We start from the raw sequence: 24,426 nt of genomic DNA, 5'->3' as shown, positions 1-24,426 counted from the left end.
TCCCGCTCAAGCTCTTGATTGACAGGCAGGTTCATCACCCTGTGCCAAGGCGCATACGATCGCGTCGCTATGATAGAATGATATCGTCGACCGGCCGGATGCCGAGCGGGCGATCGCACCAGCATGCCCGATGCAGGTCTCGATGGTGTTCGCATCTGTTTGCGCGGCAACACCGAAGAGCTTGGCATGGGCTTCCTTCATGAGCCACCGTTCCAATCGTGTGTCGCCAACGCACCCCGAAAGCTCGATCCGCTCACGCTCAGTGAATGCGTCGAGAGGCGGCGGCGGGGCTCCGCGCGGCTCGATGTCCACACCAAGCGGCCACCGCGCAACTCCTATGAGGCAATGAGGCCATTGTCCGGCCACGCTCAGATACCAACCGACAGGTTCGATGATGCGCGGCGCGCCGGTCGCTGATCGTACGATTATAACGGCTTGCGGATGCATGTCGTTCAGCGTCGCAAGCAGAACCTTGGTCAGCTTCCGGCGCATGGCGCGCATGGCTGATTGGGGTCGCGCTGCGAGTTCGCTGAAGTCGGCTGCATCGAGCGATGCGCGGCTGGCCAGCGCCGCCGTCGTCGGATCGTCAAGCCGCGTAAGCCAGAGGAGCGGGACTTGAATTGGTTCTGGAGCGACTTTCAACGCGCCGGTCAGCCAGATCGCCTTGTCATCCATCTGTTGCAAGACGTGCCGGCGAGCCTTCCCAGGAAGTACCGGCGGGCAGCATCTCCCCTTTCATCACCACCGAAAGATCTCCAAGCTGCGCGTCCTCACCGATCTCCGCGTCATAGAGCACGATCGCGTAGGAGCCGATCGTCGCGCGATCGCCCACCGTCACGCCGCTGACCTTCATCACGCGATCCTCGAACAAGTGGGTCTGGAGGCCTGCAAAGTCGTTGAGCGCGACGTCGTCTCCGATTTCGACCAGGTCATGTTCGGTAATGTCGGTCGTATCGATGTAGCATCGCCGCCCGATCTTGCAGCCCATCAGCCGCAAATAGGCCGGTAGCCAGGGCGTGCCGCGAAGAGGCTCGAGAAGATTGGGTACCGCAAGGTTCTCATAGGTCGCCGTGACGAGCTCCGTACGCCAGACGAACGTGCTCCAGAGCGGCCTGGTCGTCGGCCGGTAACGCTGCATCACCAGCCATTTCAGCAATACCACCGACAGGCCGCACGCCGATGCGAACCCGATATAGAGGAAGGGGAAGGTATAGAGGATCACCGTATCCCCGTTCCGAAGGTCGTCGAGCCTGCCCACGGCCGAGAACAACAGGCTGAAAAAAGCCACGAACAGGGTCAGCGACAGCGTAACTCGAACGGCTTCGATCGCAAGCCGCATCGCGACCAGCCGCTTGCTCGGGTTGAAACGCGCGCCTTCATCGAAGAGCCCGACAGTCTGGCGGACCGGCAGCGAGATCGGCGGGGAGCCGAACCAGGTTCCATCGGCTCTGGCGGCTCCGCCATCGGCGGGGGGCTGGGAAAGGACGCCGATCAACACGCCGTCACCGATCGTGGCACCCGTCGGCAGCAGTGCGGAATTGCCGATGAACGAGCGCCGCCCGATGCGCGTGTGGGCGAGTTCGATCACGCCCGGTTCGACCCGGGCCGCGCCGAACAGAACCGCGTCGGCGATGAAGCTCTCAGGGCCGATATCGACCAGATCCGGCACGATGGCGGCCGCGGTCGAGATTTCGGCGCGCCGGCCCACCCGCACCCCGAGTGCGCGGTACCAGGGAAGAACATAAAGGGTGGCGTAGATCGGATGCAGCAGCCGCAATGCAAGGTCATTGACCTGCTGGACGAACCAGAAGCGGACATAGAACCAGCTGTGGATCGAATAGCGGCCCGGCTTGACGGAGCCGAGGATCAATCGTTTGGCGGCAACCGTCAGCGTGCACATCAGCAGCACATAGGTGACGGCCAGGAACGGAGAGAGCAGCAAATAGGTGTAGCTGTCGCTGTTCCAGTCGATCTCCATCATGGTGATCAATCCGGGCGCGATCGGCATGATGGCCACCACGGGCAAGATGAGCGCGGCGATCGCCAGGCCGGTGGTGGTGAGGCTTCTCCGCAGAGAGCTCGCCTCCCGATCCGCCTTCGGCGTAATTCCGGTAGCCGTCACGGCAGCCGGCGAGCCGCTCCACCGTTCACCGGCGGGGATCCGCTGGCCGGGTGGGAGCGCCGAGAGGTCTTCGATGACGGCACCTTCGCCAATCGTGCAATCGCGGCCGACAACGGCCATCGATCCGACAAACGCACCGGCCTCGATTGTCGCCGTTCCCAGCCGGAGCAGCCCACGTTCGACCGAACTCGTCGCGAGCATGGAATAGTCGCTGATGACGGCATCGTCACCGATCGAAACGAGATCCGCCGTGTCGATACTGACTCGCCCGATGAACGCCCGCTTGCCGATCCTGGCACCCAGCAGGCGATAATAGCCCCGGATCATCGGCGTACCGGCAAGATAGGGCGTGGCGATCACCTCCGAGAAACGGCGCACGAACCACCAGCGAAAATAATAGGCCCCCCAGAGCGGATAATCGCCGGCGCGAAACCGGCCGATCACCAGCCATTTTATCAGGATCGAGGCAACCATCGCCAGCGGCGGGATGAAGATGAAGCTCAGCCCGCTCAGCAATAGCGCCGTCACGCGATCCGTCTGATCGGCGAGACGGGTATAGGCGAGATAGGGAAAGAACCATTGCAGACCGGCGATCGTGTAGATCGGTATCAGCGCAATCGTCTGGGCGATGTAGCAGAGCCAGCGTCCGGTCGTTGAGATATGGTGATAGGGACGCGCCGCCTCCGCCGGCTCCCGGATGACCGACTCTTCAAGCCGTGCCGCGAGCAGCCGGATGGTCGGCGCTGCGTAGAGGTCCTGGATCGATATGCCGGCCAGGCTGGGTATTTTCCGGATCGCGGACACGAGACGCGCCGCCTTCAGCGAGTGCCCGCCAAGATCTTCGAAGAAATCGTCGAGTACGGACACTTTCTGCGGCGCCAGCGCCTCGCTCCAGATCGTGTGCAGCTGCGTCTCGAGCGGCGTTGCCGGCGCGACCGTCGATCGATCCTCTGCGGGAACGATCGTTGGACGCTGCAGCGCCTTGCGATCGACCTTGCCCGAGGCGGGCAGCGTCGGCAGCTCCGCAAGCAGCTGATACGCCGCCGGGCGCATGTAATTCGGCAGACGCTCGCGGACGCGAACCCGGGCAGCATCGAGGTCGACGGTGGCATCGCCGCGCGCGACGATGAACGCAGCAAGGAATTCCGCTCCATCATCGTCGCGAAAGAGGTGGACGATCGCCTGGGCGATATCGGGATCGTCCGCGATCACAGCCTCGATCTCGCCCAGCTCGACCCGGAACCCGCGGATCTTCACCTGGGTATCGATGCGCCCGATGAACTCGATATCGCCAACCGAATCGAGCCTGACCAGATCGCCCGAGCGATAGATCAAGGCGGATTCTCCGTTCGGCCCGTGAAACGGCGTGTGGACGAATTTCTCGGCGGTAAGGTCGAGCCGGTTGACGTAGCCGGCACCCACGCCGGGGCCGCCGATCACCAACTCGCCTTCCGCCCCCGCCGGCACCGGCCAAAGCTTCTCGTCCACGATCCATGCCGTATAGCCGGGCAGAGGACGGCCAATCGTAACCCGCCGGCCCGGCTGCACCTCGGTCCAGGTTGCCGTTACCGTGGTTTCGGTCGGGCCATAGGTGTTGAGCATCCTCAGGCCCGGGCGTGCCCATCGTTCGACTAGGTCGGGAGGGCAGGCTTCGCCGCCAAGATTGAGCAACCGCAAGGCAGGCAATTCGATTTCGACAAGCGCGAGGAGCGACGGGACGACGTGCCAGACCGTCACGCCCTCGGCCGCCAGCGCCACCGCCATATCGGGCCCGGCCTTGGCGAGCGCTTCCGATGCGACGAAGAGTTCGGCGCCCACGAAGAAAGCGCTCCACATCGTCTCTACCGACATGTCGAAGGCGAGGCTGAAGCCGCCGAATACCTTGTCGTCGGGATCGAGCGCCAGGATCGCGCATTCGGAGCGTACGAAGTGACAGACGTTCCGATGCGTGATCATCACGCCTTTCGGGCGCCCCGTCGTGCCCGATGTGTAGATGATATAGGCCAGGTCGTCGGGCACCGCGCCGGTCTCCGCGCGATCGATGGGCAGCGCCTCGTGCGCGGCCAGATCTCCCAACGCGGTGTCGACGGCCAATGCACGTACCGGCATGTCGCCGGCGCGCTCGCTTTCCGTCACGATCAGGACCGCGCCGCTGTCCTCCGCGATGAAGTCGATGCGGTCCTGCGGGTAGGTCCAGTCCACCGGAACATAGCAGGCGCCCGCCCGCAGCGTACCGAGGATCGCCATATACTGATCGAGCCCCCGCGGCAGGCAGATGACGACGCGGTCTCCGCGCGAGACACCCATTGCCCTGAGCTGGCGGGCGAAACGCAGCGAGCGCTCATACAATTCGGCATAGCTCAATATCGTCCGGCGGCTGTTGTCCGGATCGTCCCCCAGGAATCGTACCGCGTGACGATCGGGATACCGGTGACTGCTGGCGTCGAATATCTCGTGGAGCAGTTCGTCCCTTGCATAGGGCTCGTCATCTCGCAGCGCCGGTGTCGGCGCGATCGGCGAGAAAACGGTCGGTGCCAGGTCGTGCGGAGCCGTTTCCGGCAAGTCTGAGTAGCGATCAAGCATCTAGTGTTCCTTGGCCCGTAAGCGGGCTCTTTCCTGTTCCATTCCCTCGAAGAACCGCCGTTTTCCGACGTGGCGAAGGGACGAACGTCGAAGCAGCAGCGCGATCACGACGTCGATCCTTATACCGGAACGGCAATCGATATCGACCCGGATTGGCCTTATCTGCGCACGCATCATGTGGCGCGGCAAGGCGGCGGCCACCCTTATCGGGGCCGTGGGCGGCACCGTGCGCGGCTGCTGGGAGTAATCGACCGCCAGCACCCCCGGTGCCGGACTGGGACTGGCACTGGTCGCTTCGATCGCCCGGCTGCACGGCGCCGAACTGGTCTTCGCCACACGTTGAGGCCGGGTTGGCGGGCGGGGAAGAAGAGCAGCCGCAGTCCGCGATTTCCTGGGTCTCATCACGCCGGCATCCGCCCCTTCGGCGAAGGGCGCGCGGACGGTCAGGGCGAGTTGGCGATGGCGCCGGATCTCTCCGGGTGTCCGCCGCACGATCTGCGCGCCGCCGCTGATGCCGAGCGTCGCCATCACGCCGGCGACGATCAGATCGTGCCAGGCGGCGCGGGTGCCGAGCACGCCAGCGGCCGCAAGCACCACCGCGACGTTGCCGATCGTATCGTTGCGCGAGCAGCTCCAGACCGAGCGCATGTTGGCGTCACCGCTGCGAAACCGGTAGAGCATCAGAGCCATGCCGCCATTGGTGACGAGCGCGATCCACAGCGCGCGGCGCCAGCACAATCTTCGCTCAATTGGCGATCATCGTAACCATCTGAAGCGGAACAGATTTTATAGGGTTCGTTTTTTGAGGCATCGTTATCCGTGAAAGTCCGATTCTGAGGCGCTGTTAAACGGATGGGCCGCGCTCACCGGAAAACTGCCTCTCGCAGATTTCCGCCATTTTCTTGAGGCAACCTTATCCGGGTTCAACATGGATTTGATGTGAGCGTCGCGATCTGATTCGGGCTCCGCGATGCGGCTGTTATGAGCGACCTGCTTTGGCTGACGAATGAGCAGATGGAGCGGCTACGGCCATTCTTTCCGAAGAGTCAGGGCAGGCCCCGTGTCGATGACCGCCAAGTGCTGAGCGGCATCGTGTCCGTGAACCATAGGGGGCTGCACTGGGGGCGAGGCGGGCGCGTTCACGCGCATGATGGAAGGGCTGACTGCATCGGATGCCGAGCCGAACAGGGTGATGTTTGACGCGACCTACCTGAAGGCGCACCGCACGACAAACGCCGCTATCGACGCCGTAGCCGCATCGAGATCATGTTCGGCCGCCTCAAGGACTGGCGACTCGATGTTACCCGCTACGACCGTTGCCCTACTGCCTTCTCCTCCGCCGTCGCCATGCCCGCCTCCTACTCTTTCAAGATCGCGATGATCTGCTCTTCGCTGAACCCGCTGTGCTTCATTCCGTCCGACTCCTTCCGTCGGACTCTACTCAAAATCGCTCACATTTCAGGGGCGCACGCCAGCCGTTGCGGCGACAGCAAACCCGACAAAGGCGGTCATCGCGCGGATCCCTTCACGCGCATATATCTCGCCGTGTCGCAAAATATGGTGGCGGCGCAGACCTGCACGTCGATCCTGTCGGCGTTCACCAGGCGCACGCGGGCCGGAAAGGTCTTACGATCGGAGACGTATTCGCCTTTCCAGCCACCGTTCGCGGGCCGCAGGTTCCGCACAACGACCCGGCCGAGCGAGGAGGCATCGCCAGGCGCGAGACGCTCTTCGATCACGGTGGCGCAGAGGCCTTCGCCCGCGGAACAGGCCGTGATGCGCGCGACCGCCGAGCCGTCATGCGCGCGCCAGTCCCCCAGCAGCGGGGACGCCGCCTGCGCCTGGGCCTGCGCCGCACCGGCGGTCGCCATCATACAAGCCGCAACAATCACAAGAGCGCCCAGGGATTGGCTCGCCTTTATCGGATAGGTCATCTCGTCTCTCTTCCTCGGCAACGAAAGCGCTGCCAGGAACACCATCGCCCCGCCTCGTGGAGCGGATATGGAGATTTGAGGAAGGGTTCGTAGAAGCACCGGCACTTGAGCCCGGTGCTGGAGCGAAGATTTACCGACATGTCGAACGCGCCGCCAGCGAAGCGATGGTTCCTGGGGCAGCCGGGAGGCCGCGCTCCACGCGCCGCGCGGTCACGAGGCCGATCCCCGCCATTTTTTCGAGGCAGCCTTATCTGGATACGACATGGATTGTCCTACCCGATCATGACCGCCGGCGCCGGGTGTTTCTATGCCCGGACATCGGCGGCGAGGCATGTCTTCCGGCGCCGGCTTCCCCCCAAGCGCGCGGGCGGCGATGGATTCCCGCGCCTGCTAGCTGCGCAGCGCGTCCTCCAAGGCCCTCAGCAACTCGTCCATGTGAAAGGGCTTGCGTAGAATCGTCGGCGATCCCTCGATCGCCTCGATCGCCCCGACATCCGGAAAACCACTCGCGAATATGATCGGGAGCCCTGGCCTGCGGCGGCGAATCTCGCTGGCGACCTCCACGCCGTTCATTCCGGGCATCGCGAAATCGAGCAGCAGCACGTCCGGCGCCGCCCGATCGAGCAGGGCGAGGGCGGCAGGTCCATCGGCGGCACTGGTCACGACATGCCCCGAGGCTTCCAGCGCGGCGGCGAACACCACCCGCAGCTCCGGGTCGTCGTCCACGAGCAATATCCGGCAGCGCCTGCCCGGAGCGGCCGCGATTTCCGGATTGCCCTGCTCGATCCGCATCGGCGCCTGATCCGTGCGCGGCAGCAGCACGCGGACGATGGTGCCCTGCGCGACCGCGCTCTCGATGCGCACCGCCCCGCCCGCCTGGCGCACGCTGCCATAGATCTGGGCCAGGCCGAGGCCGGTGCCTTTCCCTATTGGCTTGGTGGTGAAGAAGGGCTCCATCGCGCGGCGCAGCGTGATCTCGTCCATGCCCGTGCCCGTGTCCGCGAAGGCGATCTCGACATAGTCCCCATCTTCCATCTCGGGATCGCCGGCGATCGCGCGCACCGCCGTCGAAATGGTCAGCCGCCCCCCGTCCGGCATCGCGTCGCGCGCATTGATCGCCAGGTTGAGGGCCATCATCTCGACCTGAGTCGGATCGGCCATGACCGGTGCCGGCGACGGGTCGAAACGCAGCTCGAGCGTGATCATCGGGCCGAGCGTTCGACGCAGGAGATCGGCCAGCGCGCCGATCACGTCACGCACCAGCATGGGTTGCAGCTGGATGTCCTGGGCGCGGGAGAAGGCAAGCAGCTGCGCGGTCAGCCTTGAGCCCCGCTCGGCGGCCTGCAGCCCGGCTTCGGCAAAATGCCGAACCTTGTCGGGCTCGTGCATGCGGCGGCGGATCAGCTCGAACGCGCCCACCACCGCGCCCAGCACATTGTTGAAGTCGTGCGAAAGGCCGGCAACCAACTGGCCGACCGCTTCCATCTTCTGGCTCTGGAGCAAGGCTTCCTGTGCATGCCGGAGCTCGGCCGAACGAGCCTCGACACGCGCCTCGAGAGTCGCGTTGAGCTCGCGCAGCTGATCCTCGACCGCGGCACGCTCGGTCACCAGGCGGGTGCGCTCGCCAATCTCCTCCATGAAGGCGATCTCGTCCGGCCGCCAATGTCGCGGATGGCGATCGTTGAGATAGACGATGGTGCGCAGGCGCCCATCCCGAAGGAACGGCACGACCAGGATCGAGCGGGTGTCGACCTTCTGCGCGGTATCGCGGGTCCGCAGCTCGTCGCTGAGCTCGGCCTCCAGCAGATCCTCGATCACGACCGTCTCGCCCGCGCCGAGCGCGGCCACGATCTTGACTCCGAAGGCAGCGGCCGGAAGCCGGCCGAGGAGCGGAGGCACGGACCCGTCCGTCCAGCAGACATCATAGTCGAACAGGTTCTCGGCCGGGTCCAGCCTTCCATAGCCGGTCCGGGTGACGCCGAAATGCTTCCCCATCAGCGCCGCGACCTGACGCAGCGCTTCCTCCGTGTCGCGCTCCCGCAGGATGTCCGCGATCTCGAGGCGAAGCGCGCTCCGCGCCTCCCGCCTCGAAAAGCCCTGGAAGAGCCGTTCCAGCGTCGCGGCGCCCAGGGCAAGCAGCAGGATCAGCACGGTGATGGTGGCGATGGCGGTGGCGAGATAGGCTTGGCCGACGCTGGCCATGCCGTCGCCGATGGCGGTGGGCGTCCCCGCCGTGAACACCGCGGCCTGCATGCCGGCATAATGCATGCCCGCTATGGCAATCCCCATCAGGATCGCGGCCGCGATGCGATGGCTCATCTTGCGGTCGCGGGACGCAAGCCACACCGCGGCGGTGGCGGCCACCAGCGCGATCAGGACCGAGATGCCGAACCAGAGGCGCTCATAGCTGAGCCGGGCGGGCATCCGCATGGCGGCCATGCCGACATAGTGCATCGCGATGACGCCCGAGCCGATCAGCAGGCCGGCCGCGACGATCCTGCCCCGGGAGACCGACTGCCAGTTCAGAATGGCAAAGCCGACACCCGTGAACCCAAGCGCGAGCGCGAGGGAAAGCAAGGTGAGCCCGATGTCATAGCTCATCCGCATGCCCGGCATGTGGAAGGCCAGCATGGCGACGAAATGCATCGACCAGATGCCGCCGCCCAGGGCCGTCGCCGCCGCCGAGATCCAGACGCGCCGTGTCCAGCCTCTCGATGATCGGACGCGACCTGCCAGACTGAGCGCGGTGAAGGACGCGAAGATGGCAATCAGAATCGACAGCATCACCAGAAAGGGGTCATGGCTGCCAGTCATGATCATGAGCTTCTAAATTCCACGGCGCATGAATTCTTGCAATCGTCTGGACATTAAAGCCCATATCTAAAGTTTCTGCTTCGGCCCATCATGCGGAACCATATCAGGAAAAATACAGATCCGCGGGCGCCGCCTCGTCCATAATAGCGGCGCGCCCGGCCGATTTCCACGCGAACCATGGCGTGCCGGTCGGTCGCGCGTCGGACGGTGTGCCGTTCCCGTTCGCGATCCATGGCGGTCGGCGAGAAGGGCGGGCAGGGGGCGGCACCTCGCTGTCCCCCGGCACATGCGCGAATGGCGGAAGATCGGCCGCGCGATCCTCCGCCATTCGAAGCCGGCCAAGCCGCGCGGTCAGTTCGCCGTGAAGATCGTCGCGCCTGCCGGGCTGTACTTCACCGTGACATAGGAATTGTCGCATACGTTGATGCCCATCCATACGCCGCTGCTGTTGTCGGAGAAGTTGAGCTTCAGGTCGTATTTGCAGACGGTGCCCTTGTTGAAGTGGACGGTCATCCGGGCACCGGACTTCACCGTCGCATCTTCCTTCTTGAAGTCGGGATCGACCTTGTTGGGCTGCCAGGTGGTGGTGCCCGTCGGCGCGATCTCGACCGTCTTGATCGCCTTGCCGCTGTTGTTGATCAGCACGAAATCCCAATCGTCGGCCATCGCGGGCGTCGCGATCGCGATTGCGGCAATTGCCGCCAGACCCAGTTTCAGCATGATATGCCCCTCCTGCTTTTGCGGCAAAATGCGCCTGTCCGCGACTCTCCGCAAGCCGATTCAGAGCGGCCGGACCAGGCGGACCGCTTCGGCGATCCAGGGCGGGTCGGCCACCACCTGCTGGCGCGCACCGGCGCCAAGCGGAAGGAGGTGGAGCCGGTCGCCCTCGCGCCCGATCAGCCGCCCGAACAGGAAACGCCCGGCGGGGCGCGGCACGAGCACGTCGCGATTGAGCGCGCCGGCGAAACCCTCCGGCGCCAGCGTCCGGCACCAGATCTCGTCGCCGGTGCGATAGTCGCCGATGCCCGCCGCCACGGCGATCGCCACCATGCCCGGCTCGGCATGCGGAGGCACCACCGCCGCCGGCCTGCGCGGCGCCTGGGCGCCGGCACTGTCGAGCGTTGCCGCCACCGGAATCTCCGGCCGTTCGGGCAGCTTGACCAGATCGGCGGCATCCGCGCCGAGCGCCGCGGCGATGCGATTGAGCCATCCGACCGAGACGGTGCGCGTGCCCATTTCCAGCCGGCCGATCGTCTGCGCCGTCGTGGGGGGCTCGCACCGCGCCGCCACTTCCTCCAGCGTGAGCCCCTTGGCGCGGCGCACCTCGCGGATGGCAGTGATCATCGGCTCGTCTCCTAACCAAATCGGTTTTCCTCTTTCCTACAATCGAGCCGCCGTGGCAAGGGCGCGGAAATGGAACAAAAGGAGACCATCGATGCGTGAGCTGATCGAGCGGACGATCGAAGATGCCGCTGGGGCACGGCGGCGCGTGACGGTGAACCAGGCCGAATCGCCACTGGCGTGGCTAGCGGCCCGGGGACATGTCAGCTTGCGGCAGCTCGAGGCGGGGGAGCGGCTGCGCGCCGATTATGAGACGGCCGCGCTGGGGCCGCGCGTCACGATGCGGTGGGACGCCGCGCCGGCGGCGCGACCACGGGGCGGCGTGCCGGAACGGCTCGATCCCACCTTGGCGCAGATCGCCGCGCGGCGTCGCTTCGACGGGGCGGTGGCGGCGGCCGGGGCCGGGCTCGCCGATATATTGTGGCGCGTGGTCTGCGCGGGCGAGGGATTGGGGCCGGCGGAAAAGGCGCTGGGCTGGCCGAGCCGCGCGGGCAAGCTGGTGCTCTGCTTCGCGCTCGATCGCGTTGCCGATTTCTACGGCATCAGTTGAGCGGCTCGGGCGCCGCGGCACCCTTGCCCACGAAACGGCCATAGGCCCAGCCGATCCCGATCAGCGCCAGGCCGAGGCCGAGGAAGGAGAGGATGCGCAGCAGTCCGTCGAGCGCGGCGGCATCGATCAGGAACACCTTGAAGGTGACGCCGGTGAGCAGGGCGAGCCCGAAGACGCGCAGGTCGCGCGCGCCCGTGGCGATGCCGCGCCACAGCCAGAACAGCGCGAGCGCCAGCATCGCCGCGCTGTACCCGCCATTCTCGGCCGTGCCGATCGGGCCGGTAAGCAGGTTGCCATGCGCGGCCTGGCGAACCGCCGCCAATAGGGCGAGAAGGGTGAGCAGCGCGGCGCCCGGCCGCCAGCGCGGCGGCAGCGTCCATAGCCAGAAGCTCGCGAGCCCGAGATGGAGCGTGGCGGCGTTGAGGAGCGGCAGCGGGCCGACTGCCTGGGGCTCGACCAGCGGTGTCAGCAGCAGCAGGTCGAACCACAGGATCCGGAACAGGCCGAGCGCGAGCAGCACATGGCCAAGGGTGACGGCTCTGGCGCGGCGAACCAGCATCCAGCCGGCGGCGAGGCAAGCCTGGGACAGCAGGGCGCGCTCGATGAAGCCGAGCGCCTCGAAGCGAGGCAGCGTGGCGATGGCGAGCGGCTGCTTGGCGAGCGCATAGAGCAGCAGCACGCCGAGCGCGGTGGCGAAGAGCGCCGCGACGCGGCGGATCCGCCCGAACTGCGCGGGATCCAGGAGCAGCGCGGCGCCCAGCGCTACCGGCAGCGCCAGTTCGCGCAGCAGTTCGGGCAGGGCGGGAAGCAGCGTGTAGGTGAGCCGTTCTCCGGAAAGCGAGGCGAGGATCAGTTCGCTCAGGGCGCCGAGCGGCAGCGCGGCGGCGATCAGCGCGGCGGCAAGGGGATAGGCGGGAAGCGCATAGAGCAGCGGCGTGCGAATCTTGCGAGCCCACCAGGCGAGGGCGGCCGCGATGCAGGAAAGGGGAAGTGCGAGCCAGTCGCCCGGCACGAACTGGCCGAGGCCGAGGCCCGCGAGAAAGGCCGCCAGCGCGGTCGCCGGGACGAGCATCGAATGCTCGCTATCGGCCCGGCTCCTCCAGGCGAGCGCGAACACCGTGCCCGCCGCCGCCAGCTCGAGCCACCCCCATTGCATCGCGGACAACAGGCCCGGCGCGCGCAGATGCGCGATGAGGAGTGGGCCCGCGGTGCCGAGCAGGGCGATCCCGCCCCAGAACGGATGGCGGCGCGCGAGCGCGTGGCCGGGCATGGCGAACAGCGCGGTGGCGAGGATCGCCGCGATCGGCGTGAAGCCGGGCGCGAGCAGGCCGATGGCGAGCGTCTCCAGCACGAGCAGCAGGACGCAGGCGGCGAGCGCGCCCGGAAGATAGGCGCCGTCGCGCCACCCAAGGAACAGCGCCGCGCCGGCAAGGCTGAGATAGAACCCCCAGGCGAGCCAGCTGAAATCGAGCGCGGGGGCGAGCACGGCGAGCTGCAGGCAACCCGCCACCAGGGGGGCCAGGCGAAGCCAGCGATTGCCCGCGCCGGTCGCCGGCAGCGCGGCACTGGCGCCGACCGCGAGGAGCATGGTGAAGGCGCCGACGGCGGAAAGATCTCCCGCGCGTGCCGCCAGCATCGCGATCAGGAAGTTGATCCAGGCGAAGCCGGCCACGCAGGCGGTCAGCGCGAGCCAGGCCCAGCCGCGATGGATGGCGAGGCCAAACAAGGCGGCGGTGAACAGCGCGAGATAGACGAGCAGCGCGCCGATCCCCGCCGCGTCGAACCCCGCGACCAGCGGCGCGGCGAATCCGCCGATCAGCGCCATCGCCGCCGTGGGCGGCCCGTGGCGCAGCGCCAGGGCGAGCGCGCCGCCGGTGACCAGCAGCACGAGGAGGAAGGCGGGGAGCGGTGCGATCAGATGATAGAGCGCGGCCGCCATGTAGAGCGTGCCGTAGAGGCTGGCGATGCCCGCCCCGGCCAGCGCCTGCGCGACCCGCGGGTCATCGGCGGTGGCGGGCAGGCGCCGCGTGATCTCGCTGCCCAGGATCAGCGCCACGCCGAACAGTGCCGCCAGCACGGTGCGCGTCCCGGGGCCCAGCAAGCCGCTCTCGATGGAGTAGCGGACGAGGAAGAAGCCGGCGAGCACCAGCGCCGCGCCGCCGATCCAGATCGGCAACCGTCCGCCGATCAGCGCCTCGAAGCTGAACTCGGGCAGGGGCCTCGGCTCGATTTCGATTCGCCCGCGCGCGCGCTCCGCCCGCGCTTCGGCGACCGGGCTCGGCGATTCGGTCTCCTGGATGGGCGGGGCCGGGGATTCGGATGGAGGAGCCGGCGTTTCGCGGACTTCGGGATCGTGCCTGGCGATCAGCGATTCGACACGGCGCAGTTCTTCCTCCAGAAAGGCGATGCGCCGCAGCACGATATAAAAGGCCGCAGCCGCGCCCAGCGCGAGGAGGAGGGTGAGAGCAATCACTCGCCCCTTCTTCGCACAGTGGAGCGCACCTGTCGCGCACAAACCAGTTGCAAATGGCAACTGATTCGATAGCCTTATGCCCAAGCCGAGGAGAGGTTGGCATGATCGTGTTTGGTTCGACGCTTTCGCCCTATGTGCGCAAGGTAATGGTGTTCGGTGCGGAGAAGGGGCTGGATCTCGAGCTGCAGGCCGCGGGCATGGGCCGGGGCGGGCCGGAATTCATGGCTGCCAGCCCGTTTGGCAAGATGCCGGGCTTCAAGGACGATGACTTCCTGATCTCGGACAGCTCGGCGATCGTCGCCTATCTCGACGCCAAATATCCGGATCCGAGCCTGATCCCGGCCGAGCCGCGCGCCCGTGCGCGGACGATCTGGTTCGACGAGCTCGCCGACACGATCATGATGGCGGCCGGCGGCGCGATCTTCGGCCAGCGCTTCGTGCGTCCGCGCGTGCTCAAGATGGAGTGCGACCATGCCGCGGCGGATGCGGCCGAGCGCGACCTGATGCCGCCGATCCTCGCCTATCTGGAAACCGCGATCCCCGAGAGCGGCTTCCTCGTCGACGACCGGCTGACGCTGGCGGACATCGCGGTGGCCAGTCCGCTCGCGACGCTGGGCTGCATCGGCGTGACCGTGGATGCAGCCGCCTATCCGCGGCTCGCCGACTGGGTCGCCGCGATGCATGCGCGGCCGAGCTTCGCATCGATCATCGCGCGCGATCGTGCGATGATCGATGCGATGGGCGGTCCCGTGCAACGCGAGGTGCTTGCCGGCTAGCCAGCGCGGCCTGGCGTCCCTAGATGGGCGCCATGCGGTTCGCCTTCCTCAAATGCCATGGCTCGGGGAATGATTTCCCCCTGATCGACGCGCGCGCGATCGACCTGACCGATGCGGATTGGGCGGGGGTGGCGCGCGCGCTCGCCGATCGTGCCGGGCCGGTCGGCGGCGATGGGCTGCTGCTGCTCACCGCGGGCGACGATGCCGGCCATGATTTCGGCATGCGCATGTTCAATTCGGACGGCTCGGAAGCGGAGACCTGCCTCAATGGCCTGCGCTGCGTGGCGCGGCTGGGATTCGAGCTGCTCGGCCTCGATACGGCGCGGGTGCGGCTGAAGACGAGCAGCGCCGAGGTGGCCCGTGCCGAACCGCTCGCGCCGGGCGTGGTGACGATCCGCGAGACCGCCGGCCCGGCCGCCACCGGCAGCGGCGCCGTCGGCCTGCGCATCGCGGCGGAGAGCGTGATCGACGCGGCCATTCCCGGGCTGCCCAGCACACGGCCCTTCACGGCGGTCGCGATGCCCAACCCGCATCTTGTCAGCTTTGTCGATGCAGTGGACGAAGCCGAGCTGGTCGCGCTCGGCGATTGGTGCGAGGCGGGCCCCGATCTGATCCCGGCGCGCGCCAATGTCTCCTTTGTCGAGCTGCGCGGGCAGGACCTGTTCGTGCGCACCTATGAGCGCGGCGTCGGCCTGACCGACAGTTGCGGCAGCGCCATGGCATCGGCGGTCTATGCCGCCGGCCGCACGGGCCGCGTGCCGTTCGGCACGATGATGAAGGTGTTCAACAAGGGCGGGCTGGTGATGGGATCGGCGGATGCGGCCGGCATGGTCACGATCCTAGGCAATGCGACCTTCCTCTACGATGCGGGCATCGAAGTCGATCCGGCCATGGCGACCGCCGAGACGCCGCTCGTCCATGCCCGGCGCGAGGACGAGGCAGCCGACTGGGCGGCCGCCATCCCCGAGGGCAGGCGCTAGCCGCCGACGAACGCCGCGAGGTTGGCGAGCGAGGATTTCAATCCCTGGACATGGTCCTGCTTGCGGATGCCCTGGGGCACGTCCTCGCAGACGATGGCGACCCGGGTGCCGCCTTCGGCCGGCTCGAAGGACCAGGTCATCCGCATCGTGCCGGCAAAGGCGGGGTCGTCCGAATCGAACACTGCCGACTGGACGATGCCCCGCCCCGGGTTCAGCGCGACGAAGCGGGTCTCGACCACGTCGCCATGTTCGGAGGTCTTGCCGGGCGCCGCATGTTCGGCGTCCACGTGATGCAGCGCCATCCGATAGCCGCTGCCCGGCCGCGCGTCGAACGCCAATATCTCGCCGGTCATTCCCTCCGGGGGCAACCAGCGCACCAGCGCCTCGGGATCGATGAAGGCCCGATAGATCTGGCTCGCCGGCGCCTTGATCAGCCGCGACGCGCGATCGGTGCGGGAGATGGTCCTCACCCGAACTCGACCGCCTCGAAGCGCACCGGCCTGCCCGTGGCCTGGCTGGCCAGTTCGGCTTCCCACATCACGCGGTTGCCGCGCACGATCGTGCCGATCGGCTTGCCGGTCAGCGGCATGCCGGTGAAGGGCGACCAGCCGCACCGCGAGGCGAGCCAGCTCTCCTCCACCGTCCAGCGTGCCTTGAGATCCACCACGGTGAAATCGGCGTCATAGCCCACCGCGATCCGCCCCTTGCCGGCGATGCCGAAGATGCGCTGCGGGCCCGCGCTGGTCAGGTCGATCACGCGCTGGAGCGTCGTCCGTCCCTCGGCGACATGGTTGAGCATCAGCGGCAGCAGCGTCTGTACCCCCGGCATGCCGCTGGGGCTGTCGGGATAGGGCCTGGCCTTTTCCTCGCGCGTATGCGGCGCATGATCGGAGCCGAGCACATCGGGCACGCCCTGGTTGAGCCAGTGCCACAGCCCGGCGCGGTGCGCGGCCGAGCGGATCGGCGGGTTCATCTGCGCGAAGGTGCCGATCCTGGGATAGGCTTCCTCGCCCGCCAGCGTCAGGTGTTGCGGAGTGACCTCGCAGGTGGCGATGTCCTTGTGCTGGCCGAGCAGCTCGAGCTCTGCCGGCGTCGTGACGTGGAGGACATGGATCCGCCGCCGTGCCGCGCGCGCCAGGCCCAGGATGCGGCGCGTCGCCAGCATCGCGCTCTCGTCGTCGCGCCAGACCGGATGGCTGGCGGGATCGCCGGGCACGCGCTCGCCGAGCCGGTCCTGCATGCGGAACTCGTCCTCGGCATGGATCGCGACGCGGCGATGACCCGAGGCGAGCACGCGCGCCAGATTGGCGTCGTCGGAGACGAGCAGGTCGCCGGTCGAGGCGCCCATGAAGATCTTCACGCCCGCCGTGCCCGGCAGCCGCTCCAGCTCGGCGAGATGCTCGGCATTGTGATTGGTCGCGCCGACATAAAAGGCGTGGTCGCACCACATGCGATCGCGCGCGCGGGCAAGCTTGTCCTGCACCGCTTCGGCCGAATCGGTGTTGGGCTTGGTGTTCGGCATCTCGAACACCGCAGTCACGCCGCCGAGCACCGCGGCGCGGGCGCCGCTCTCCAGATCCTCCTTGGCCTCGAGCCCGGGCTCGCGGAAATGAACCTGGCTGTCGATCACGCCGGGCAGGACATCCAGCCCGGTGCAGTCGATCGTCTCGCCCGCATCCAGCGGGCCGCCGATCGCGACGATGCGTCCATTGGAGACGCCGATGTCCGTTTCGGCCGGACCACCGGGCAGATGCACGCGCCCGCCCTTGAGCTTCAGATCGACATTCATATCCGCGCCTCTTCCGTCGCCCCCGGCTACCCCCTACCTGTTCGGCATGACCGATACCAGCATTGGCGATTCCGGCACCTGGCTGACCGATCGCGCCCTGATCCGCATTTCGGGCGAGGATGTCCGCGGTTTCCTCCAGGGCCTGGTGACACAGGATCTGGCGGCCGTGGCTCCCGATGCGCCGCAATGGGCCGGGCTCCTCACGCCGCAGGGCAAGGCATTGTTCGATTTCATCCTCTGGGCGGAGGGGGAGGCGATCCTTATCGATTGCGAGTCGGCCCAGCGCGAGGCGCTGATGCGCAGGCTGACCCTGTATCGATTGCGCCGCCCCATCGCGATCGAGTCGGCCGAAGGAGGCGTGCACTGGTCGCCCCTGCCGGGGCGCGGCGGCCCCGATCCTCGGCTGCCGGCGCTGGGCCATCGCTGGCTCGGTAGCGCCGAAGGCGCGGCCGCCACGGGCTGGCAGGCGCATCGCCTGCAGCTGGGCGTGACCGAAGGCGCGGCCGAGCTCGGCCAGGACAAGACACTGTGGCTGGAATGCAACACCGCCGAACTGAACGGCGTCAGCTTCGCCAAGGGCTGCTATGTCGGCCAGGAGAATACGGCGCGGATGCACTATCGCGCCAAGGTCAACCGCCGGCTGGTCGTCGCGCCCATTGGCGAGCCCGGCGATCGCACCCGGGCGGCTTATCCTGAGCTGGGCCTGATGGTGGAGCTGCGCCGCGTGGACGCGCTGGGCGATGCGCTGGTGCCGGAATGGCTGGCGGAAGCGCTGGCCGAAGTGCCGGCCGAGGGCTGAAGCGCTTCGATTCGGCGCTTGCCCGCCGGGACGAATATCGCTCCATCCCGCGCGGGTATCCGCCCTGACCATGGAGCCGATGGAACCGAAACGGCGGCGTCGATGGGCGCCATCGGCAGCCCCAGGTCCCGGGGAGATGGCCGCCCGGCAACGGGCGTGTCTGTGCGTCATGCGGGGGGCCGGCGTGCCGTGCTGCCCCCATGGTGGCGGCGCGCCAGTAGGGGCGGGCCTGGCGTGATCTCCCGGTCGCGCGACGGCAATCGGCCGGATCCGGGCATGCCGCCACATTATGCAGGTCGACGACCCGGAGGCGGCATCGGGCCGCCCGCGATCGCCGATGTCGTGGAGCATGAAGGGAAAGGAATGCCTCGCGGCCGCGCGGTGCCGGCGCGCGATTACGCCTGGCAGGGACCAATTCGATCGGGCGCGGCGCGACAAGGACCTCTCGGCGCGGGCAGCGCCATGGGCATTATCGTCTCATCGTCTCGGCCCCGCTCGCGCCCCGGCGATGACGCAAAGAAAAAGGGAGGCCGGTTTCCCAGCCTCCCCAATTCTCAGTCCTTGCGGACGGGTCTGGCTTAGTTGCCCGAACCCGGACCGTAGGTGACTTCCACGCGACGGTTCTGCAGCTCGCGAACGCCATCGGCGGTCTCGACGCGCGGCTTGCTCTCGCCGAAGGCTTCGGTCGAGATCACACCGGCGGCGATGCCACGGGCGGTCATATAGGCCTTCACCGAGTCTGCACGACGCTGCGAGAGGCCGACATTGTAGCTGGCCGAGCCCGAGCGGTCGGCGTGGCCAGCCAGCATCACCTGCGCGTTGCCGCAGTTCTGATAGTTGCTGATGGCGTTGTCGAGGATGCTCGCGGCTTCCGGCGTGATGTCCGACTTATCCCAGTCGAAGAACACGATGTACGGTCCCGGGGTGCAGACGACGGTCGGCGTCGGGGTCGGCTCCGGAGTCGGCGTCCAGGTCGGCGTCGGAGTGGGCTCCGGCGTCGGAACCGGCGTCGGGGCCGGGGCCGGGGCGCCGAAGTTGAAGATCAGGCCGCCCAGGATCGAGTGCGAACGGAAACGGCCGTCCCACACGCGACCCGAAACGTCGGTGATCTTCACATTGTCGGCGTTGAAGAAGCGATACTTCAGCGAGATGTCGATCGAGTCGGTCAGCGGCGCGCGGATGCCCGCGATCGCCTGCCAGGCGAAGACCGTGTCCGAATCGTCGATCGAGTCCTGATAGGTGTTCAGGCCGACCTTGTTCTTGACGCGCGCGACACCCACGCCGCCGCCGACAAAGCCCTGCACGCCGGTGTCTTCGCCGAAGTCGAGCAGGCCATTGACCATGAAGCTCAGCGCCGAGGAACGGCCGCCGGCATAGCCATAGCTGCCCGGGAACGCGTTATACGCGGTGCCGGCCGAATTGCGGGCGGGCATGGTGACCGTGCTGTTGAGCCGGTTGACCGAAGCCTGGCGATAGCCGACCTCGGCTTCCGCGCGGAACGGACCGAAGTCATAACCGACCACGGCGTCGGCATCCCAGCCGGCCTTGTGGTGCACGGTCGCGGCCTGCTTGGCCGTGCCGACGTCGAACTTGATGTCCTCGACGAGCATCGCGCCGCCTTCGACACCCACATACCACGCATCGTCGCGGGCGAGGGCGGGCGTGCTGAGCGCGGTCGTCGCGAGTGCCAGAGTAACGGCAAGCTTCCGCATCTTAATCCCCTTTCATGATTGTCACTACGGACAGCGAAAAACTCAGTACCGAAACGAAAGTTTCTGCGCAAGCGCACAAATCCGGGTACTGTTGCATGAACGTCACAGTCCGCCGTCTTCGATCAGACCATGGGCGCGCAACGCAACCAGTACCGCGGAGATTGCGGCCCGCGCTGCGGCATCAACCACCGTCCCGCCTTCTGGTTCCGGGATCGCGGCGGCGCGGGCGCCGACGACCTGTTTCCCGGCGACGATCAGCCGGCCATGGACCTCGCCCCCGTGCCAGCCGCCCCCGGCGAAGCATGCGTGCCCCGCGCTGCGGCTCAGCCACAGGCGCATGCCTTCCACCGGGGCCGCGAAGCGCCAGCCGCCCTCGGTCCAGCCGGCGATCTCGCGGGCATGGCCCCGCCACGCGCCCTCGGGCGCATCGCCGATGATCCAGCACTGGCCGGGCAGCGGGTCGGCGGGCGGCGTATCCGCGCCGAGCGCCTCGGCGGCGGCCTGGGTCAGCAGGTCGAGCCGCGCAAGCGCTTGCCGTGCAGCAGCAGGTGCGCGGCCAGCGTCTCGATCAGCGGCTGGCCGCCCGAGCGCGCGGTGACGAGCGCGAGCAGCGCGGGGTCGCTCGCGGTCAGCCCGGCGCTGCCGGCGCCTTCGGCGACCAGCTTCACGGCCCGCTGCGCCACCGGATTGTGGCAATAGGCGTCGCGCACCTGCGCTTCGTAGCTGCGCGGCCATTCGCCCAGCGCCCCCATCTGGGTTCCCGCGCGCGACAGCGCCGGCCGCGCGCCTTCGCGCACGGACTTTCGCCCGAACCATCTCATGCCCCGAACCATTTCGGGGCCCGAACCATTTTCATGCCCCGAACCATTTTCATGCCCCGAACCATTTTCATGCATCGTCTCCTGAAACCCGGACGGTCCGCCCGCCGCGCATTTTCCCCGGTGGAGACCGGGGCTGGTCCTCGACGGAGAGGGACCGGGCTGTATCGACAGCCGGGTGGGCACCTCTCTTCCACGCGGCGCTTCTCCCCTTTGAGACAAGCACGCCTGCTTCCGTCATCCCCGCGCAGGCGGGGATGACGGCTATTGGGAAAGCCTTGTCTTTAGGGGATAGGCGCCCCTCTACCCCCCGCCCTTGCAGGGAGGGGATATCGAGTGCCGATATGGCCTGGGACGCGTAGCTGGCTTCACCGTCATCCCGGCTCGAAGCCGGGGTGGCGGCAAAGCAATGCTGCGCAACCCGGGCATCACCCGCAGGGATCGCTCGCCGCCATCTCCGCCGCGGTCAACCGGCCATCGCGGTCGCAGTCGCGCGTCCAATAGCCGGCGGCCAGCCCGGCGCGCAGCGCATCGCGCTCGATGCCCTGGCCCCGCACCGCCGCCGCGATCATCGCGGCCAGCTCCGTGCGGTCGAGCCCGCCGTCCCTGTCCGCATCGAAGCGCGCCACCAGCACGGCGCTTCCCGCGCCGCGCAGCGCGGCGCCGCCCGCCATGCATCCGCACAGCGCCAGCATCCCGGCAAGCGCCATGGCCTGCCGGGCCCGGATCGGTCCCGTCATTTCGGTTCTCCCGTTGTCTCGTTGTCCGTGTTCGGTGAAAGGCGTGGGCCTCACCCGTCCTGCTGAACTCGTTTGGCACGTGTCCCGCTGGAACAAGTACCTCTCCGTCATCCCCGTCTTGGCGGGGATGACGGTTATTGGGCACCCCTTGTCGCAGGTGGGTAAGCGCCGAACGAGTTCAGGGTGACGATGGAGATCGGGCAGTCGATGGCCCGCAATCCACCGGATGATGGTATTTTTCCAGGTTGGGGACTCATATCCTCCTTCGTCATCCCGGCCTTGAGCCGGGGTCCCGCTATCTCGTCAGCGCAAGAAGCAGCGGGATCCCGGCTCAAGGCCGGGGTAACGGCAGAAAATCAAATACTTGTCTGGGTTCTCAACCTAGAGCATCCGGATCGCCGCCCGTCCGCGCCGGCTCAGCATCAGCTCGGTCACGGCCCATACCAGCGCGTCGGCCCGGTCCGGCGAGCGGCCGGGGCCTTCATAGCCGCCGCCCGCCACCAGCCCGCACAATTCGTCCTCCAGTGCCGGAAAGGCACCGGCGTGGCGCACCTTGCCCGCCTCGTAGAGCAGGCTCACCGGCTCGGCGCGCGCGGCCTTGCCCCGGCTGGCGTGCACCAGCTTCACCGGCAGCCCGCTGTCGGCGCCGCGCAGCACGCTCTCCACCATGGCGCCGCCCTGGTTCTTCTCCGCCACCACCCGGTCGGCGCCGTGCCGTCCGGCACAGGCCGCCACCGCGCGCGCCCAGCCCTCCGGCGTGGCGCCCGAGACGCTGGCGTCCTCGATCACATAGGCCCTGCCGTCGCGGCCCAGCGCCACCGCCACGATTCCGCAGGCATCGCCCCCGATGCCCGCCGGCGGATCGACGCCGATTACGCAGCGCGCCCGCTCGGGCACCGCCCGCGTCCGGCACCGCTCGATCACGGCGCGCGGCCACAGCGCGCCCTGCACGTCGTCGATCATCTCCCCGTCCAGCTCCTGCCGGCCGAGCCGGGTGCCGCCATAATCGGCGATCATCGCCTCGACGAAGCTGCGCGGCAGCCAGGGATTGCCCCGCGTCTGCCCGAAGGTCGGCACGAAGCCGGGCAGCGCCATTACCTTGCGCATCAGCTTCACCGGCCGGGGCGTCGTCGTCACCAGCGCCTGGGGCGTCTCGCCCAGGCGCAGGCCCAGCATCATATTGTCCCATGCCGCCTCGCCGCCCCGGCCCCATTTCGCCAGCTCGTCGCACCAGGCGAAATGATGTTCCGGCCCGCGCAGCCCCTCCGGCGCGACGGCGGAATAGACGTGCGCGCGCGCGCCGCCGGGGAACAGGAGCTCGCCCGAGCTGCGGTGCCATGTCAGTTCCTCGTCCCGCCGCGCCACCGCCAGCAATCCGCTCGTCCCCTCGATCATCACCTGGCGCACTTCGTCCACGGTCGCGCCCACCAGCGCGATCCGGGCGTCCGGATTGGCCCGGGCCCGCGCGCTCACCCATTCGGCGCCGGCGCGGGTCTTGCCGAAGCCCCGGCCCGCCCGGATCATCCAGACGCGCCAGTTTCCGGGCGGCTCGCGCTGGCCGCCATGCGCCCATTGCCACCAGCGCTCGGCATATTCGCGCCGCTGCGGCGCGTTGAGCGCATGGAGCAGGCTCACGCGCCTGGCGGGATCGAGCGCGAGCACGCGTTCGAACAGCGCCTCGCCGTCAATCATGGTCGCGCTCCAGGGCGCGGGCGCGGTCGATCGCCTCCAGCTTCTTCAGGATCGCCTTGTTGGTGTCCTCCGGGTCCGCCCGGCGCAGCGGCGGTCCGCCGCGCCATTTGCCCTGCAGGCTCCGGCGATGCGCCTCGAGCAGCTGAATCAGCATCCGCATGTCGATCTGCCCGCCGTCCAGCCGCGTGATCGTCTTTCCCGGATTGCCCGAGAGCAGGTGCCCGAGCAGCTCGGTCTCCAGCATCTCGTATCCGGCGAGCAGCGCCTCGTGCCATTCCTCCACGAAGCCGGGGTCCTTGCGCCGCAGCCGGTAGACGCTCTGCGGCGTCACTCGTGCCGCCGCCGCCGCCTGGCGCACATTGCAGGTGCCCGCCAGCTCGTCGAGAAAGGCCGCGCGCTTCTTCTTGGTCCAGCGCGTCCAGCTCCGGTCAGCCTGTTCCACAACGCCTCTCCCGAAATGAAAAGGGGATCGCATCGACTGCCGGCGGCGCCTGCCGCGATGCCGTCGCCGCTCCGCCGCCACCTGGTGGCATGTGCGGGACGCGGGGCTCTCGCCCCGTCCGCGCGGCGCGCCGGCAGGCGGTTGCAGTCGATGTGATCGCCTATGAAAAAAGGGCCGGAAGGCGTTGCCGCCCCGGCCCGACTCGCAATTCTTCAGCGTGCCTTCTTGTGCCATATCAGCGTTACGATGTCAAGCGTAAAGTACCTATATGGTTCGTTGACAAATATGCGGCATCGCGGTCCCGGCGCGCGCGAATGCCGATGCTGTCGGGGATCGGTGCCCTAGAAGGGCAGCCAGCGCTTCTTCTCGCTGAACTTCATATAGCCGGCGTTCACGCCCAGCCGCCAGCCCACGCCCAGGCGGACGGGGATCAGCACGACGTCGCCGCGCCGCAGATAGGAGGCGGAGAGGCCGCCGACGAAATAGGCGCGGCCTTCGCCCTGCGGGAAGCGCTTGTAGAGCTCCTGGCTGTCATAGAGATTGTAGACGAGGACGAACACCTTGTTGGCGTCGCCGCCCAGGTCGAAGCCGATCGACGGGCCGGTCCAATAGACCTTTCGCTGGCCCTCGACCTTGTGGAACATCATGCCCGATCCATAGCGCAGGCCCACGCCGACCGCGCCCGCGGCCTCGCTGCCGGCGATATAGGCGTTGGGCTCGCCCTGGTCCTTCAGGATGTCCTCGATCAGCTTGCCCAGGCCCGATGCGCCCTTGCCGAACACGCCTTCGGCGGCGCCGACCAGTTCCTCGCGCTGATAGGTGGTGGCCTGCTGGCGGGCGCTCGCGGCGGGGGCATAGGGG

General features: G+C 67.7%; 21 protein-coding genes and 1 pseudogene. 5 read left to right on the top strand and 17 right to left on the bottom strand.

Features of this window, described 5'->3' with window-relative positions:
• Positions 1-6 precede the first annotated feature (6 nt).
• Genes OMP43_RS21530 through OMP43_RS22840 form a run of 3 tightly spaced genes read right to left on the bottom strand, consistent with a single transcriptional unit; the run spans position 7 to position 5,443 of the window.
• Positions 7-675, bottom strand: a complete 669-nt coding sequence (locus tag OMP43_RS21530; RefSeq protein ID WP_280281613.1) for a 4'-phosphopantetheinyl transferase superfamily protein — start codon at positions 673-675, stop codon at positions 7-9.
• Positions 668-4,705 (bottom strand): Pls/PosA family non-ribosomal peptide synthetase, encoded by a 4,038-nt coding sequence (locus tag OMP43_RS21525; RefSeq protein WP_280281612.1) that lies wholly within the window; start codon positions 4,703-4,705, stop codon positions 668-670. Before OMP43_RS21525 ends, OMP43_RS21530 begins: the two co-directional genes overlap by 8 nt.
• Positions 4,706-5,443 (bottom strand): hypothetical protein, encoded by a 738-nt coding sequence (locus tag OMP43_RS22840; RefSeq protein ID WP_348538627.1) that lies wholly within the window; start codon positions 5,441-5,443, stop codon positions 4,706-4,708.
• Between the two features lie 243 nt (positions 5,444-5,686).
• On the opposite strand from OMP43_RS22840, the pseudogene OMP43_RS21515 reads away from it, so the two are divergent.
• Positions 5,687-6,079: pseudogene (locus OMP43_RS21515) on the top strand (hypothetical protein); the annotation flags it as partial.
• Positions 6,080-6,213: 134 nt separating this feature from the next.
• Here the strand turns inward: OMP43_RS21515 and OMP43_RS21510 are convergent.
• The 4 genes from OMP43_RS21510 to OMP43_RS21495 all read right to left on the bottom strand — a co-directional run bounded on the left by OMP43_RS21510 (position 6,214) and on the right by OMP43_RS21495 (position 10,797).
• Positions 6,214-6,639 carry a hypothetical protein gene (locus OMP43_RS21510; RefSeq protein ID WP_280281667.1) on the bottom strand — a complete coding sequence of 142 codons (426 nt, stop codon included), beginning with the start codon at positions 6,637-6,639 and terminating at the stop codon, positions 6,214-6,216.
• A gap of 390 nt (positions 6,640-7,029) precedes the next feature.
• A complete protein-coding gene (locus OMP43_RS21505) occupies positions 7,030-9,453 on the bottom strand; it encodes an MHYT domain-containing protein (RefSeq protein WP_280281611.1) in 2,424 nt (807 codons plus the stop codon).
• A gap of 351 nt (positions 9,454-9,804) precedes the next feature.
• Positions 9,805-10,173, bottom strand: a complete 369-nt coding sequence (locus OMP43_RS21500) for a hypothetical protein (RefSeq protein ID WP_280281610.1) — start codon at positions 10,171-10,173, stop codon at positions 9,805-9,807.
• Positions 10,174-10,233: 60 nt separating this feature from the next.
• Entirely contained in the window at positions 10,234-10,797 is a 564-nt protein-coding gene (locus OMP43_RS21495) for a helix-turn-helix transcriptional regulator (protein ID WP_280281609.1), read from the bottom strand.
• Positions 10,798-10,888: 91 nt separating this feature from the next.
• Between OMP43_RS21495 and OMP43_RS21490 the strand changes: the two genes are divergently transcribed.
• Positions 10,889-11,344, top strand: coding sequence for a DUF6456 domain-containing protein (locus OMP43_RS21490; protein ID WP_280281608.1), 456 nt, complete (start codon positions 10,889-10,891; stop codon positions 11,342-11,344).
• Here the strand turns inward: OMP43_RS21490 and OMP43_RS21485 are convergent.
• Positions 11,337-13,817, bottom strand: coding sequence for a DUF2339 domain-containing protein (locus OMP43_RS21485; RefSeq protein ID WP_280281607.1), 2,481 nt, complete (start codon positions 13,815-13,817; stop codon positions 11,337-11,339). The two genes, OMP43_RS21490 and OMP43_RS21485, sit on opposite strands and share 8 nt — an antisense overlap.
• A 101-nt stretch (positions 13,818-13,918) precedes the next feature.
• Here OMP43_RS21485 and OMP43_RS21480 point away from each other — a divergent pair, with 101 nt between their 5' ends.
• Together OMP43_RS21480 and dapF are read left to right on the top strand one after the other, a co-directional pair.
• Positions 13,919-14,593 (top strand): glutathione S-transferase family protein, encoded by a 675-nt coding sequence (locus OMP43_RS21480; RefSeq protein WP_280281606.1) that lies wholly within the window; start codon positions 13,919-13,921, stop codon positions 14,591-14,593.
• 32 nt (positions 14,594-14,625) lie between these two features.
• A complete protein-coding gene (gene dapF, locus OMP43_RS21475) occupies positions 14,626-15,573 on the top strand; it encodes a diaminopimelate epimerase (protein WP_280281604.1) in 948 nt (315 codons plus the stop codon).
• Here dapF and OMP43_RS21470 read toward each other — a convergent pair.
• Positions 15,570-16,043, bottom strand: a complete 474-nt coding sequence (locus tag OMP43_RS21470; protein ID WP_280281603.1) for an SRPBCC family protein — start codon at positions 16,041-16,043, stop codon at positions 15,570-15,572. The two genes, dapF and OMP43_RS21470, sit on opposite strands and share 4 nt — an antisense overlap.
• Positions 16,040-17,362: a dihydroorotase gene (locus OMP43_RS21465; protein ID WP_280281601.1), complete on the bottom strand. Its 1,323-nt coding sequence runs from the start codon at positions 17,360-17,362 to the stop codon at positions 16,040-16,042. Before OMP43_RS21465 ends, OMP43_RS21470 begins: the two co-directional genes overlap by 4 nt.
• Positions 17,363-17,408: 46 nt before the next feature.
• Here OMP43_RS21465 and OMP43_RS21460 point away from each other — a divergent pair, with 46 nt between their 5' ends.
• Positions 17,409-18,161 (top strand): folate-binding protein, encoded by a 753-nt coding sequence (locus OMP43_RS21460; protein ID WP_280281599.1) that lies wholly within the window; start codon positions 17,409-17,411, stop codon positions 18,159-18,161.
• A 578-nt stretch (positions 18,162-18,739) separates the two neighbouring features.
• Here OMP43_RS21460 and OMP43_RS21455 read toward each other — a convergent pair.
• The 7 genes from OMP43_RS21455 to OMP43_RS21425 form a co-directional block, all read right to left on the bottom strand.
• Positions 18,740-19,873: an OmpA family protein gene (locus OMP43_RS21455; protein WP_280281598.1), complete on the bottom strand. Its 1,134-nt coding sequence runs from the start codon at positions 19,871-19,873 to the stop codon at positions 18,740-18,742.
• Between the two features lie 102 nt (positions 19,874-19,975).
• Complete coding sequence (locus OMP43_RS21450) at positions 19,976-20,212, bottom strand: hypothetical protein (protein WP_280281596.1); 237 nt, start codon at positions 20,210-20,212, stop codon at positions 19,976-19,978.
• 167 nt (positions 20,213-20,379) lie between these two features.
• Positions 20,380-20,670 (bottom strand): hypothetical protein, encoded by a 291-nt coding sequence (locus OMP43_RS21445; protein ID WP_348538626.1) that lies wholly within the window; start codon positions 20,668-20,670, stop codon positions 20,380-20,382.
• A gap of 449 nt (positions 20,671-21,119) precedes the next feature.
• A complete protein-coding gene (locus OMP43_RS21440; protein ID WP_280281595.1) occupies positions 21,120-21,431 on the bottom strand; it encodes an EF-hand domain-containing protein in 312 nt (103 codons plus the stop codon).
• A gap of 381 nt (positions 21,432-21,812) precedes the next feature.
• Complete coding sequence (locus OMP43_RS21435) at positions 21,813-23,123, bottom strand: terminase family protein (RefSeq protein ID WP_280281592.1); 1,311 nt, start codon at positions 23,121-23,123, stop codon at positions 21,813-21,815.
• Positions 23,116-23,565, bottom strand: coding sequence for a hypothetical protein (locus tag OMP43_RS21430; RefSeq protein WP_280281591.1), 450 nt, complete (start codon positions 23,563-23,565; stop codon positions 23,116-23,118). Before OMP43_RS21430 ends, OMP43_RS21435 begins: the two co-directional genes overlap by 8 nt.
• 341 nt (positions 23,566-23,906) lie before the next feature.
• On the bottom strand, positions 23,907-24,426 hold a 520-nt coding region (locus OMP43_RS21425; RefSeq protein ID WP_280281590.1), incomplete at its 5' end, for a DUF1134 domain-containing protein.

The sequence above is a fragment of the Sphingomonas sp. CBMAI 2297 genome, assembly GCF_029870595.1.
Classification (GTDB): Bacteria; Pseudomonadota; Alphaproteobacteria; order Sphingomonadales; family Sphingomonadaceae; genus Sphingomonas.
This window is presented reverse-complemented; position numbering and strand designations above follow the sequence as displayed.

Excerpts from the sequence above, each read along its gene's own strand:
- OMP43_RS21450 (WP_280281596.1), bottom strand. The coding sequence starts at position 20,212 with ATGCGCCTGTGGCTGAGCCGCAGCGCGGGGCACGCATGCTTCGCCGGG.
- OMP43_RS21435 (WP_280281592.1), bottom strand. The coding sequence starts at position 23,123 with ATGATTGACGGCGAGGCGCTGTTCGAACGCGTGCTCGCGCTCGATCCC.
- OMP43_RS21490 (WP_280281608.1), top strand. The coding sequence starts at position 10,889 with ATGCGTGAGCTGATCGAGCGGACGATCGAAGATGCCGCTGGGGCACGG.
- OMP43_RS21440 (WP_280281595.1), bottom strand. The coding sequence starts at position 21,431 with ATGACGGGACCGATCCGGGCCCGGCAGGCCATGGCGCTTGCCGGGATG.
- OMP43_RS21460 (WP_280281599.1), top strand. The coding sequence starts at position 17,409 with ATGACCGATACCAGCATTGGCGATTCCGGCACCTGGCTGACCGATCGC.
- OMP43_RS21465 (WP_280281601.1), bottom strand. The coding sequence starts at position 17,362 with ATGAATGTCGATCTGAAGCTCAAGGGCGGGCGCGTGCATCTGCCCGGT.
- OMP43_RS21495 (WP_280281609.1), bottom strand. The coding sequence starts at position 10,797 with ATGATCACTGCCATCCGCGAGGTGCGCCGCGCCAAGGGGCTCACGCTG.
- OMP43_RS21500 (WP_280281610.1), bottom strand. The coding sequence starts at position 10,173 with ATGCTGAAACTGGGTCTGGCGGCAATTGCCGCAATCGCGATCGCGACG.
- OMP43_RS21530 (WP_280281613.1), bottom strand. The coding sequence starts at position 675 with ATGGATGACAAGGCGATCTGGCTGACCGGCGCGTTGAAAGTCGCTCCA.
- OMP43_RS21480 (WP_280281606.1), top strand. The coding sequence starts at position 13,919 with ATGATCGTGTTTGGTTCGACGCTTTCGCCCTATGTGCGCAAGGTAATG.
- OMP43_RS21505 (WP_280281611.1), bottom strand. The coding sequence starts at position 9,453 with ATGACTGGCAGCCATGACCCCTTTCTGGTGATGCTGTCGATTCTGATT.
- OMP43_RS21455 (WP_280281598.1), bottom strand. The coding sequence starts at position 19,873 with ATGCGGAAGCTTGCCGTTACTCTGGCACTCGCGACGACCGCGCTCAGC.
- OMP43_RS21510 (WP_280281667.1), bottom strand. The coding sequence starts at position 6,639 with ATGACCTATCCGATAAAGGCGAGCCAATCCCTGGGCGCTCTTGTGATT.
- dapF (WP_280281604.1), top strand. The coding sequence starts at position 14,626 with ATGCGGTTCGCCTTCCTCAAATGCCATGGCTCGGGGAATGATTTCCCC.
- OMP43_RS21525 (WP_280281612.1), bottom strand. The coding sequence starts at position 4,705 with ATGCTTGATCGCTACTCAGACTTGCCGGAAACGGCTCCGCACGACCTG.